This window comes from Streptomyces sp. NPDC002324 (genome assembly GCF_053593335.1).
In genome coordinates this window covers 204,198-217,290 of the sequence record NZ_JBSFCF010000009.1, presented here as the reverse complement: position 1 = coordinate 217,290, position 13,093 = coordinate 204,198, and the positions used below count along the sequence as shown (strand labels likewise).

General features: G+C 68.3%; 10 protein-coding genes. 5 read left to right on the top strand and 5 right to left on the bottom strand.

What is annotated here, in order from left to right; all coding sequences use genetic code 11:
* Window positions 1–7: 7 nt before the first annotated feature.
* Genes ACWCRJ_RS15470 through ACWCRJ_RS15455 form a run of 4 tightly spaced genes read right to left on the bottom strand, consistent with a single transcriptional unit; the run spans window position 8 to window position 4,352 of the window.
* A complete protein-coding gene (locus tag ACWCRJ_RS15470) occupies window positions 8–613 on the bottom strand; it encodes a hypothetical protein (RefSeq protein WP_450939752.1) in 606 nt (201 codons plus the stop codon).
* A gap of 40 nt (window positions 614–653) precedes the next feature.
* Complete coding sequence (locus ACWCRJ_RS15465) at window positions 654–1,247, bottom strand: hypothetical protein (protein ID WP_450939751.1); 594 nt, start codon at window positions 1,245–1,247, stop codon at window positions 654–656.
* Window positions 1,248–1,295: 48 nt separating this feature from the next.
* Window positions 1,296–3,509, bottom strand: a complete 2,214-nt coding sequence (locus tag ACWCRJ_RS15460; protein WP_450939750.1) for a hypothetical protein — start codon at window positions 3,507–3,509, stop codon at window positions 1,296–1,298.
* An 18-nt stretch (window positions 3,510–3,527) separates the two neighbouring features.
* Window positions 3,528–4,352, bottom strand: coding sequence for a M48 family metalloprotease (locus tag ACWCRJ_RS15455; RefSeq protein ID WP_450939749.1), 825 nt, complete (start codon window positions 4,350–4,352; stop codon window positions 3,528–3,530).
* Between the two features lie 1,044 nt (window positions 4,353–5,396).
* On the opposite strand from ACWCRJ_RS15455, the gene ACWCRJ_RS15450 reads away from it, so the two are divergent.
* From ACWCRJ_RS15450 to ACWCRJ_RS15430, 5 genes are all read left to right on the top strand, one after another.
* Window positions 5,397–8,192 (top strand): ATP-binding protein, encoded by a 2,796-nt coding sequence (locus tag ACWCRJ_RS15450; protein ID WP_450939748.1) that lies wholly within the window; start codon window positions 5,397–5,399, stop codon window positions 8,190–8,192.
* Window positions 8,193–8,217: 25 nt separating this feature from the next.
* Window positions 8,218–9,918, top strand: coding sequence for a hypothetical protein (locus tag ACWCRJ_RS15445; protein WP_450939747.1), 1,701 nt, complete (start codon window positions 8,218–8,220; stop codon window positions 9,916–9,918).
* Window positions 9,919–10,305 carry a DUF6406 domain-containing protein gene (locus tag ACWCRJ_RS15440; RefSeq protein WP_450939746.1) on the top strand — a complete coding sequence of 129 codons (387 nt, stop codon included), beginning with the start codon at window positions 9,919–9,921 and terminating at the stop codon, window positions 10,303–10,305.
* Between the two features lie 83 nt (window positions 10,306–10,388).
* A complete protein-coding gene (locus tag ACWCRJ_RS15435) occupies window positions 10,389–10,931 on the top strand; it encodes a hypothetical protein (protein ID WP_450939745.1) in 543 nt (180 codons plus the stop codon).
* A 113-nt stretch (window positions 10,932–11,044) separates the two neighbouring features.
* The gene (locus ACWCRJ_RS15430; protein WP_450939744.1) at window positions 11,045–11,485 is read left to right on the top strand and encodes a DUF4913 domain-containing protein; all 441 of its coding nucleotides are present in this window, start codon (window positions 11,045–11,047) and stop codon (window positions 11,483–11,485) included.
* 322 nt (window positions 11,486–11,807) lie between these two features.
* On the opposite strand, the gene ACWCRJ_RS15425 is transcribed toward ACWCRJ_RS15430, so the two are convergent.
* Window positions 11,808–12,953: a hypothetical protein gene (locus ACWCRJ_RS15425; RefSeq protein WP_450939743.1), complete on the bottom strand. Its 1,146-nt coding sequence runs from the start codon at window positions 12,951–12,953 to the stop codon at window positions 11,808–11,810.
* Window positions 12,954–13,093: the final 140 nt, after the last annotated feature.

Here is a 13,093-nt window from a genome sequence, read left to right as displayed (position 1 = left end):
GGACGGATCAGATCTCGGGTGGGCGGCAGCTGATGTTGATCGAAGGCGTTCGCAGTTCGCCCGGTTCGAGTGCGGGGCCCAGGTTCACCTTCAGGACGGTGATGCGGTCCTCGGCATGGCGTTCCCGCCAGATCGTCATCCGGTACGGGCACATGTCCTCCAGCCGGAGATCGCGGGGCATGAGCCAGTGGTGTTCGTGCCAAGGCTCGGGAAAGTCTGCATCATCCCAGGCGCCCGAGTACTCCGGTTCGCCGAGGATGGGCCGGAGAGCCGCTTCGAAGGTGCTCCAGGCGTCGGCCGCACGGTCGAGGACTGCGTCGTTCTCGGAGGTGTTGTCGGCGCTCAGACCACAAGGGGTCCAGCTGACGAGCTTCACCGGCGCCCAACCACGCTCCTGGACGGGATAGAGCGCCATGTACTGCCCGGTGGGGCCGGTGACGCCCAGGACCCACTCGGCGGACCGCGGCTTCCAGCCGAACTGGGCGCACCAGTCCTCCAGCGGCCGGCCCGGAGCGGGGGGTCCCGCCCACACCGTGGGCCAGTGCACGCGTTCGAGTGCCCGTATTTCGTCGGCCAGTTGGGCGGCAGCCCGGTTAATTCTCGCGGTCGCCACTACCTGTCACCTCTCTCCAAGACCCTTCTCGAAGTCTGTGTCAACGGTGATCCTCCGCGTGGTGGGCGTGCAGTTCGATCCGTGTGTTCGCGAGCCAAGGCCGTTCCTCGGACCCCATGCCGAGCAGCACGGTGAGTTCGATCGGAGGCGACCCCGGGCCGTCGAGGTGCCACAGTGCCAGGCGTTGGGGCCGCTCTGCGCCGCCTCGGGAAGCGTGTCGCGGCACCACAGGGAAGTCACGGGAGGCCGGCGCACCCTGCCCCGAGGGCGCTCCCAACTCCGCGGTGATGGCGTCCGCGTAGGCCTGCGAACGCTCAAGGGCCAGCTCCCGCAGCCGTGGGTTCTCGTCGAGTGTCTCTCCGCGGAGCGCCCAGATGGTTGAGCTGATGGACGTGATCGGCTGCCTGGCCCTCCCGTGCCGGACGAAGTGGAAGCGCCCTCCAGGGGCCGTACGCACGTACTGCCTGTGGTTGTGATGCCAGAGCGGCTCCCAACTGAGGCCCCCGTACCACTGCTTCAGGTCTTCCTCGCCCTCCGGCATCGCGGACCAGCGCCCGGGCCAGCCGCTTATCTTCAGCGCGAGCAACTCGTCGAGCACCTGCCGCGGACTGCGGCCGGCGATCAGGTGGGCCATCGGATGCGCCTCGCCTCCCGGGTTGTTGGTGTCCTCTCGAACCTGTGGCTACTGCTGCCCCGGCCAGTTCGGCGGCGGCCCCTGGGTCCAGCCGCCCGGGGGCTGCTGGGGCGGGGGCGGCTGCTGGGGTATGCCCCAGGCGCGGGGGTCGGTCGACTGACCCGGTGACGACGACCACGGGGCTCCCGTGGCCTGCGGTGCCGCCGGAGCATACGGCTGCTGGGGCGGCATCACCTGGGGAGCGGGGGCGTACGGCTGCTGGGGCGCTCCGGCGTACGGCTGTTGCGCTGTCCCGGGCTGCACCGGTGTGTAGTGATGCTGTGGCTCCGGGTGCGCCTGCTCCCCGGCGATGGCGGGGGCGGGGCTGTGGTGCGGCAGGGCGTCGAAGCGGGGCAGCGGCTGTGTGCTCACCCGGTCCAGCAGGACGACGTTGGGGTTGCAGTCGGCGGCGTGCACCTGCACGGCACCGCCGGGCTGCCGTTCCACCACCAGCAGGTTGAACTCGGCGAGCGACTGGAGCTGTGTGGGTTCGAGGGCGTACTCGTAGACGCGCTGCCGCCCGGTCGCCAGGCTCGTGCTGTCACTGTCGCCGGTCGTGTGAGTGGTGGACTCGTTTGTGGTGTGCGTGACGCTGGTGGAGGTGCCGGTCGTCTCGCTGTAGCTGCCGCCGGAGTTGGTGGAGTCCGATGTCGAGAGCGGGTTGAACCAGCCCTGGTAGGTGGAGGATCTGCTGCTGCCCCAGTTCCTGCCCTCGGTGACCGAATGGCTGGTCGTGGTGCCTCGGCTGATGGAGGACCCGAGCGTCTTCGCGACGGACGTGTTGACGGTCCTGCCCTCGGTGTCCGTCAGGGAGTGCAGGACGAAGGAGTGGTGGCGGCCCAGGAAGTCGGCGGCGACCGTGGCCTCCTGGTGGTTGCCGAGCCGCATGAAGGCGACCGTTCCGCCGCCGATGAGTTCCTCGCCGGCATCCCGCAGATGCGAGTGCACGAAGGTGAGCTGGGCGCCCCTGCGCTCGCAGAGCTGGGCCAGTTGTTCGAGATGGCGTCGCTGGAGACCCTGCTCTCCGAGCATCACGACGACGCTGGGGGCCTCCTCCTGGAACGAGGAGAGCCGTCTCATCACGCTCTGCATGGCGAGGTCGGCCAGGAGTTCCGTGCTCGCCGAACCCGCGCTGAAGTCCAGGGCGACACATGTCAGATAGCCGGGCCCGCGGCCCTCACGGGCTGTTCCCAGCTGCTCCAGCGGGTGAACGAAGGACGCCAGCCGGATGAGGCTGTCCCGCATCTGGTCCTTGTTCTTGTCGCTGAACAGGTCGTCCGCGATGCGGTTGCGCTCCTCCCTGCTCAGCGCCTTGGCGTCATCGGCCTCACCCACCAGGACCCGCAACCCGGCACCCAGCCGCGCCAGGGACACGTCCTCACCCAAAGCGCCGCACAGTTGCGTGAGGATCCGGGTGTACACGGCCCGCTCGGCCCGGCCCGACTCCGGGCTGTCCCCGTGCATGGCCTCCACCAGGGCCTGCACCAGTTCGTGGGGCGCGAGCCCGCCCACGATGCCACTCTCCGTCATACGGCTGGGCAGCAGTTGCACGTCCACGGGTACGCCGCCCGCCTCGGCGAGCACGGACAACTCGCGGCACACCAGGGCCTGGGTCAGGTCCAGCACGATCAGCGGCCGGTCGCGCAGCGTCGACGCGCCGAACACCGTGAGGAAACCCTCGCGTCCACGCTGGCTGCCGCCGAAGACGTCCAGCCGGCGGGTGTCCGCTCCGGAGGGCAGCGCGCCCCAGGCGTCCAGGCCGGCGACCCACTGCGATTGCTGTCCCTCGTGGAGCGTCCAGCGCTGGTGCCATGACTGCCAGTCGTGCTGGAACCTTTCCTCCAGCGCCCTCTCCTGGGCGGTGCGGGCGCGGGTGGCGACGGAGAACCGCAACGAGGCGTAGAGGGCACGCACCACCAGAATGCCGACGATGACACCGCCGATGGCGAGCATCACCGTGAAGACGAGGCTCAGCAGGTAGAAGACCACCGCGACGGGGAGACCGATCCTCAGCGCGGAGCTGATGCGCTCCTTGCGGTCCAGCCGGGCGGCCTGAACGCGGTTCTCGTAGCTACCGTCCAGCACTTGGCGTTGCGGCTCAGCTTCGACGAAGGGCTGACGCAGCGACTCGGGGTCGCGGTAGACCCAGCCGACGCGCTGTCCGGGGTCGAAGAGTCTGAGATACGGGCCGAGCGGCCCGGCCTCGGTGGTCTCGATCGTCATGGGAGGGCTCCAGGCCGGTCAGGCGACGAAGGTCTCGATCGCGCGTATGCGCTTGTGCAGCGGCGGATGGGTGGACATGAGGCGTGCGACGGTTCGCTGCTTGCGGCGGGCGTCATCGGCTCCCTCCGCATGCCACGCGGTGAACACGGAGACCAGGAGCGGGCCATAGCCGATCAGGCCCGCGAACCGGTCGGCCCGTAGTTCGCTCTGACGCCCGGACCAGGCGAGCAGGAACGGTACGGCGTAGAGGGCGAGCGCGGCCGGGAAGGTGAACAGCAGGGCGATGGCCAGTACGCCGAGAAACAGCACGAAGAGCCCGGCGAGAATTTCGGAGATCGCGGCGATGACGCGGATCACCAGCCTCAGGGCACTCATGACCAGCCGGGCGGGTACGGCGTACCAGTGGCCGAGCAGCCCGGCCCATGCGTGGCCGCCGACATGATGGCCCAGTTCGTGCGCGAGTACGGCGGCCAGGTGCTGGGGAGGAAGGTTGCGCATGGCGCCTCGGGTGACCCCGACGATGTGGCCTGCGGCGGCGGAGGCGTTCAGCTCGTCGGTGTCCTCCATCCACAGGTCGTACCTGGACCCGTCGACGCCGGCGCGATGGGTGACCTCGTCCCAGAGCGGCTGGAGAACGGCGAGTTCGCTGCCCAAGGGTTCGCGCATCTTGAAGTACAGCTTTGCCAGGCCGCGTTCGGTCGGCCGGTTGAACACCAGGGCACCCGATGCCAGCCAGGCGACGACGAACGCCACGTCCATACCGCTCGGCATGGACAGTGATATCAGGATCATCACTAGCAGGCTGCCCAGGAAGAGGGGGATGTTGAGCAGCAGGGTGGTCACGGACGTGGAATCGGCACCGCGGCGGACCTCGGGCGTCCCCGCCGGGGTGTAGGCAGCGGGAGATGAGACACCGGGGGCGGTGGTGGGCGGGGCCGGGGGAGGCGGTGCGTACTGCTGGTACTGCGTCGTCTGAGGAAGAGCCGACTGCGGCTGAGGGTGTGGTGGGTTACCCAGTGGGGGCTGCGCGTAGGCGGATGGTGGCTGGGCGGGCGGTGCGTACGCGGACTGCGGTTGGGGGGACTGCGGGTACAGCGGGGCCTGCGGAGCCGCGTACAGCGGATGGTGGGGGGCCTGGGGCGGCATCTGCGGTGTGGCGTAGGGAGGTTGGGGCGCCTGCGGAGGCGTCGGGTAGTGCGGCTGGGGATGCTGCTGTTGCGGGTACGGCGGCGGTGCGAACTGCTGGGGTGGAGCCACCTGGTAGTGCGGTTGTGCCGGAGGCGGGTGGGCGGGACCCTGCGCGTGCGGCTGTGGAGGCTGGGCAGGGGTGCCGTACGGCGGCATGGTCGGCGGCGCACCGGGAGGCGGGTACGCGGGCGGCATCTGGGGCGGCCGGCCCTGGTGAGGGTGGCCGGGGCCGACCGGCCGGCCCGGTTGGTGCGGATCGACAGGATGGGTCACGTGAGAGGTCCGCCCTGGGGAGAATGTGTGCCGAAGAGGCAGTCACATATGGACAGTTGAGAAATGACCGTCCCGAGGGCGGCAGCACGTACGCCTGTGATGATTGAACTCGCCCCCGTGGCCGCCGAAGCGGACAGCCAGTCATTATTCGCAGCCGAAACATGCTGCACGAATTCGTCCCCCGAGTCCAGTTGGAACCACGGCAAACGAAGTCACAGTTGCAAGGCTTGGCCTGGGGCCCAGCCGGCCCTAGGGTGTAGCCGCAAGATCGACAACGGGGGAGACGTTGCCAACCGCACTGCTTGCGCACGATCCTGGTCAAGTGGGGGCTGATGCCTCTTTCTTCACGGCGTCGGACATCTCCGGCATCCGGGGTGGTTCGCTCGTTCGCCGGAGTGAAGCCGGCCGAGGGGCGGTCTGAACCCCATGGACACCACGTCGTACGTCGGCACATGGCAGTGCTTCGTCGGCATGGAGGCCTGTCTGCTGCGCGAGGTTCCGCGCCAGCGCCTCACGGACGACCGGCCGGGCGGCCCCGGTGACGACCTGCACGCCCAGCGGCTCGCCGCACTGGTCTCGGCGCATCACGCCAGGCGCCCCGACGACCCGACGGGCGGAGCGGTGTTCGTCGGCTGGGCACGGCGGGCGGCGGACCGGCCCATCGATGTGATGGTCGGGGGGAGCGCTCTGCTCGGCGGTCGTGCCGACGCGGAGGGCGACACCACTCTGCTACGGCTCCCCGCCGGCGCACGTGGGCTGGCCCAACCGACGGGAACCGCCGCATCCCTGTTCGCGGACTTCCCGCACTGGAGCGTCGTCGCCGGTGTGACCGACGGGCTGCTTGTCGACGCGGAACCGAACGCCACCGGGACCGGCGCCGCGCAGCAGCGGCCCGGCCTGGAGGACTGCCTCCTCGCGGTGTGGCAGGAGCCCTTCGCCTGGATGGTGTTCGCCGAACCGGTGCCCGCCACCGAACTGGACGACCTCACCGGCGACATCGCCGACGAACAACGCCGCGCGATGTCCAAGGCGGACGGCTCGCCCGAGTACGCCATCGCGGCGGCCCGGTTGGAGCGACGGCACAAGGATCTGGCCAGGGCGACGGCCACCGGGCTGTGGCGGATACGCCTGCTGGCGGGTGGCCGTACGCCGGAGGACGCGACCCGCGTCGCCGCGCTGGTCTGCGCGTCCGCGGACCTGGAGGGGCTGCCCTACGCGCTCCGGCCGACCGGGCGGGTCGGAGACCTGCCCACGGCGCTCGGCGGAGTTCTCCCCGCTCCCCAGGAGTATCCCTTCCACGCAGGATCCGACCTGCTGGCATCTCTGGCACGGCCGCCTGCCCAGGAGATACCCGGCGTACGTTTCGCGCTGCGCCCGGAGTTCGACGTCACCCCCGAGACCACGGGCCGTCCGGCCGCGGCCGACACCCCGCCCCCGATCCGGCTCGGGTCTGTGCTCGACCGCAACCGCAGCCCGGTGGGTGACCTGGAACTGACCCGCTCCACCCTCAACCGGCACACCTTTGTGTGCGGGGCGACGGGCGGCGGCAAGTCCCAGACCGTGCGCGGCCTGCTGGAAGCGGCGACACATGCGGGCATCCCGTGGCTGGTGGTGGAGCCGGCCAAGGCCGAGTACCGGTTCATGTCGGCACGGCTCGGCGACACGAGCGAGGTCGTCGTCATCAAACCCGGCGACCCCGACGCGCTCCCGGCCGGCCTGAACCCCCTGGAGCCCTCGGCCTATGCGAACGGATCGCGCTTCCCCCTCCAGACGCACCTCGACATGGTGCGTGCCCTCTTCCTCGCCTCTTTCGATCCGCAGGAGCCGTTCCCGCAGGTCCTGAGCGCCGCGCTGACCCGCTGCTATGAGGACCTGGGTTGGGACCTCACCCTCGGCGAACCGCTCGTCCCCGGCGCCGAGCCTCGCTACCCCACGCTTGAGGACCTGGAGCACACGGCCCTGAAGGTCGTGACCGACATCGGCTACGGCAAGGAGGTCGCCGACAACGTCCAGGGCTTCATCAAGATCCGTCTGGCCAGTCTGCGGCTCGGCACGACGGGCCGCTTCCTGGAGGGAGGCCGCCCGCTCGACTTCGGTGAACTCCTGCGCTGCAACGTCGTCTTCGAGATCGAGGACGTCGGCGACGACAAGGACAAGGCGTTCCTGATGGGCACGATCCTCATCCGGCTCGTCGAGTACCTGCGCATGGAACAGCGCGTGACCCGTCGACTGTCCTTTCCCTTGCGGCACTTGAGTGTCTTCGAGGAGGCTCACCGGCTGCTCCGCCGGGCGGAGGAGGGAGGCGCGAGCGCCCACGCGGTGGAGATGTTCGCGGGTCTGCTGGCTGAGATCCGGGCCTACGGCGAGGGTCTGATCATCGCCGACCAGATCCCCTCCAAGCTGCTTCCGGACGTCATCAAGAACACGGCGGCGAAGGTGGTGCACCGCCTGCCGGCCCAGGACGACCGCGAGGCGGTCGGCGCGACCATGAACATCACGGCGGCCCAGTCCGAGTACCTGGTCACCCTGCGACCGGGTGAGGCCGCTGTCTTCACGGACGGTATGGATTACCCGCTGCTAGTCCGCATGCGGGACGGGACGGACCGTGAGGACGCGGGGGCGATCCGGCCTGCGTCGGCGGCCGCGCTGACGGGCGAGCGCAGTCGGGCATGCGGCCCCTGCTGCACTCCGGAGCCGTGCACTCTGCGGGACCTGCGCAGGGCGCAACGGCTGATGGACCAGCCGGAGCTGCGGATCGTGCTGTGGGCGGAGATGGCGGTGGCGGCACATCTGTTGGGGTGGACCACGCCGTTGCCTGGAGAAGCGATGCGGCAGGCACTCGCCTCGTACCAGACCACCGACCAAGACCGCCGCCTCCTGCACTGCGCGATCGGCCAGGCCGCCGACCGCGCGGTCCACAGCCGGGTGGGTGCGCCCACGGCACCGGATGCTCTGGCTGAGCACGTGGCCGCGATGATGTGGAGCCAACTGGAAGGAGAGGACCCGTGCCCGGTGGGGGAGCCTCGGTTCAGGGCGCGGAAGGGCACGAAGACACGGCTCTTCTACCACGGTCGCCATGCGTCGCCATCCGTGTTGGAACGCATCGTCGGGTGCCCGGATCCGTCGGAGAGGTGGGCCGAGCAGTTCTCCCGGGCCCTTGCGTGCTTCGAACGGGTACCGCGGCGCATGCGAAATACGGGGGCGGACAGGGGCATGGAGTGACCGTGAAGATCGAGGAAGGCGGCGCGTGAGCGAACTTCGAGAGGCCGACCGTCCACCCGCGCCGGAGACCGACGTGCCCGCATCGTGGGCGGCCGCGGACACCGGCGTACCGACAGAGCCGAAGGCCGCTGAATCGTTCACCGAGGCGAAGGACGACACCACCGACGGGCAGATGCAGGAGCCGGTCGAGCCGGCGATCACATCACCGGCCGAGTCGGGTGAGTCGGCCGAACTCACGGAGCCTTCTGAACCGACGGAATCCGTGAGCGTGGGAGATCCGACGGAGCCTGACGAGACGCCGTGGGAGCCCGGCGAGCTGGTGCAGCCGGAGGGTCCGACGGAGTCTGGGGACTTCAACGAGCCCAAGGATCCCAACGGGCATGGGGTACCAGAAGCCTCAGAGAAGTCCGGGGAGCAGGAGCAACTCAAGGAGCACGAAGAACCGGAGGCGCCGGAGGGGTTCGAGGAGTCGGGGGGACCTGAGGAGCCGGAAGGGTTCGAGGAGGCCGGGGGACCTGAGGAGCCGGAGGATCCTGACGTGCCCGGGGAAGTCGACGCTTCGGAGGGCGACGAGGGAGCTGATGCTGATCCGGGAGAGCAGGCTGGTGACAGCGATGACGAGAACAGCCCTCAGTCGGGGGAGACTTCGGAGCTCGAAGCACCCGTAGCTCATGATGCCGAAGGCAGCACGGACGGTCTCCCGTCGCACGAGGAGAACCCGGAGTCGACGGGGCCCGAGGACGACGAGCAGGTGACGGAGAACCTGGAGTCCGACGATGTGGGAGAGCTCGGTGACTCCGGCGACAAGATCCAGGAGACTGTTGAGCAACCGCCTCTCGAGAACATGTACTTCGAGACGGGGCACGAGGTCAAAGGACTGACCTACGGGGACCCGATCAACGAGAGTCCGGTGGGTAAAGTGCCGCTCTTCGACGGACCCCCCGCGCGGGACCAGATCGCTCAGGGGCGCCTGGGCGACTGCGGTGTCATCGCCTCCATCGGAGCGGTAGCCGGTCACAGACCGGAAGCGATCGAGAATGCCGTTCGCGAGAATCCTGACGGTACCTACACGGTCACGCTGCACGACGCGGCACCCGGTGCGGACGGTGTCTTCCGCGCCACCGAACGGCGGATCGAACTGTTGGTCAAGCCTGACCTCCCGATTGTCGAGAGCAACCCGAACGCACCGGCCTTCGCGGCGTTGAGAGGGTCCGCATGGGGCGCGGTACTGGAGAAGTCGATGGCGGGCGTCGACCAGGCCTGGGAAGCCAACCGCAGGGAGAACTGGGAGGCGGCGTGGCAGACGAATCCCAAGGCCGGACCACCTGACAGTCCTACACCCGCCGGCTACGAGCGCCTCAACCAGGGCTCCAGCCAGTGGGACCAGGCCGAAATACTCACCCAGCTCACGGGTGAGGACAGCGCGGTGTACCCGTTCCCCAAGGGTGAAAGTGCCGGCGCCGCCCTGGAGAGTCACCTGCGGCAGCAGCTCGCCGACAACAAGCCGATTCTGGCCGGAACGCGTCCGCTCGACGAGGACGCCGGCGAGAAGGCGCTACCGCACAATCTGATTGCCGGGCACGCGTACGAAGTGGTTGGTGCGCAGGACGGCTTGGTTCACTTGCGAAACCCGTGGAACATGGCCCACCCGGAGCCGATGAAGGCCGAGGAGTTCATGGAGAATTTCAGTTACCAAGGGTGGGGTTTCTACGCCACGCTCACGTAGATGAGTGACAAATCCGCTATGCAATCATGCGCAGAACGTGAGGAAAGGATGGAAATGCCGCAGGACGAGCTGGTGATCCACTCCGGGCAGGTCACCACCACGGTCGCGGGAGGCCGGATCGGTGGGGTGAGCAGCGCCCGTCCCACGGGATCGGAACGGGCCGAGGTGCGGCTGGTCATCAGTGAGGTGGACGGTACGGAGCGGTACGAGCATCTCCGTGTGGAAGACACGTTCGCGGTGGATGGTGAGACCTGGCGTGTCATGGACGTCCGGTACTTCAACGCCGGTCAGTGGGAGGTTGTGGCCGTGCCGGCGAACGTGGGTTCTGCCATGGCGGATATGAAGAATCCTCATGCCTCGGACGCCTCGGACGCCTCGGACGCATGACGTGATGACGCTCGACCTCACCGAGGAAGTGCCGACTATTCGCGAGTTTCCTGTCCGGCCGGGATACGAGAACCAGGACAGGCATGGGGCATTTCGACAGTGATGAGGACGCCTCTCACGACGGGAGGCGCCCGCTGACAGAAGCCGAGGTCGCCTGGTGCCTGACGCGTGATGGGGAGCTCAGGGGCAACTCGGGGACGCTGCAGCACTGGGTCGACTTGGCACAGATGGTCCGAGCCACGGGCAGAACGAGGGGCGTCTGGGAGAGATGGTGCTGGGACAACCGGGCTCGCGTCGCCCGACTGTACGACAGCAACAGTGGTCATCGTCTCTCGATGTTCGAGAGGCATCCCTGGGCACGATTGATCTGCAATGACCTGCACCACCGCTGGTGGGTTGCCTTGGAGGGCCGGGTCGAGATCTCCGAGCCGAGTCGAGAGCCGGGCGACGCCGTAGGGCGTGAACTCGTGATGAAGACCGATGTCCTATGGAAACGCCGAGAAGAGAAGTACCAGCAGGCGGTTGACCTGCGATTGCGAGTGATCCGCATACACGTCGTCCGGCTGTATGGCGCGGCAAAACCAGAGCGTGAATGGGTGGAGTACGAGGAGCCGACATACTGGTAGTTCCTCGTTCGTGCACGGAACCGAGACGGATGGACTGAAGTGACTCCGGCTCGACGACTCCAAGCCGCCTTGCGTGTGGAGTGTGGAGCGCGGATTTGTAGAGGGGTGGAGCGTTGACTGATTCTGATATCTCTTCTGGGGAACCCGAGTACTATTTCGAGGACGTCTTCAGTTTCGTCTCCGACTACCTGTCCCAGATGATCCGCCGCCCGGTCAACGGTATGTCGGCCACATGGTGCCCCCAGTGGTGGCAGCACCCCGAGGCCGGCGCCAGGCTCCTTGCGTTGTGGTTGGCCTGGGAGCACCTGCGCAAGGACCCGGCCCTCGGCATGTCGACGTGGTGGCTGGATCACGCCGACCGGCATCTGCGGGCTTTGATGGACCCGGACATGGGTCCCTTCGCGGCTTGTTCGCCCAGTGACGGGCACACAGAGCAGCCGTTCGATCCGCTTCCGGTGGACTTGCCAGCCCCTGACGCCAACCCTGTTCTGCCGTCTTGGGGAGAGCCATCGGTTCCCCCTCCTCCTCCACCACCTCCGTTCAGATCGGTGTGACGGAATAAGTGGTGGGGCCGGCGCTCAGCTGCATGATCGGTGGCACCCATCCCCACCACTCGGCGTGCGGGCTGTGCGTGTCCTGGTGTCCTCGACATCCGGACCGGGTCCGTCGACTGTTCCTCTCGAGTGGGCGGTGTACAGCTCAGCCTGGGCCGAGAAGGCCTTACTCCCTGCCGGTCCGGAGGTACACGCAACGGCGTGTTGGTGGAGGCAGTACTCGATGGACGCCATGTCCGAAGCCGGGGAGAGGTGTCGGGTCACTTCTGAGAATGTTGTTCCGCCTCGCCTCAGACGCCGCTTTCCGCGTACGCCTCCGTCATCAGAAGCCGTATGTCTCCCTGAGTTCGCGGCCGATTCCCTGGGCGACGAAGTCCGTCATGTCGTAGGCGGAGAGGTGCACGACTCCGCACCGGGCGCCCGGGTGGATCCTCGCCGCGTACTCGTCCAGAAGCTCCGCCAGGATCTCCGCGCGGACGGCAGAGATGGCGACGTTCTCGGGGTTCCCCTTCTCACGGAAGATGCGGTGTTCGTTCGCGTGGGGGGCCCTCGGCTTCCGGCCCAACTCCACGCTGCACAGGAACCCCTTGGCGGTGCCCGTGATCGGCCGCGGATCAGGCACGTCCTCGGCCCAGTCCACCCCCAGCAGCGTGTGCACGCGCGGATCGATCGTCTCGTGGCGCTCGCGCCAGTACAGCCCCGACCGTCCCGCCAGCAGGTCCTGCAGATCGTCGGCCGCGATCGTCGTCGCCGGATTCACCGAGAAGTCCCCGTGGTCCCGCATGTCCTTCAGGGACGGCAGGTTCTCCGACGCGCGCCAGGCCGCCCGGGACATGGTCTGGTATCGCGTCTCCAGGTCGTCCACGTCGGACGGTCGGTGGAACACCCGCGCCACGTCGACCGAGCCGACCGGGTGCGGGGTCGGTGCAGGCTTGCCGGTCGCCGCCCGCAGCTCGTCGGCCGCTTCGTGCAGAAGACGGCTCAACTCCGCTGTGTCCGCACCGATGGTCACCCCAGGCCGTCCTGCCGCCAGCCGGTGGACCAACTCGTCGAGCGGGCGGGTCAGCACCATCATGTGGCCCTCGGGAATCACCACGGCCCGGCCCGGCACCATGAAGTCGTCCGGGTAGGGCTCCATCCGCGGCTCGTAGGGGCCGGGGTCCTCGATCAGCCGGGCCGTCCACTCGGCGACCGCCTCGGCGAAGGTGATCGGTCGATCGACGGGACCCGCTGCCCGACGGGAGATCAGATGACGTACGGGATCGGATGGTTCGCCGGCCTGCGGCTCGGGTGCCTCGGAGATGTTGAGGGCCGCCTCCAGTTCCCGCCAGGCCTCCCGGCGCTCCTCCGGCCACCCGCCCCCCGGGCTGTCCAGGCGCCATACACGGGTCTCCTCCACCCACATCATCCGCGCTGCCGCCGAGTACACGAGGTCGTAGGTGTCGGCAAGCTGCATCCGGCCGCTCATTCCGGCTCTCCTTCACGACTGATCAAGTAACTCTCATTCTCACACTGCGCTTTGGCGAAACGGTGAAGATCCGGTCGGTGCGTGCCGAGGGCTGAGGACGTCGTTCGACCGCTGAACCATCCGGGGCGGCGTAGCGTCTC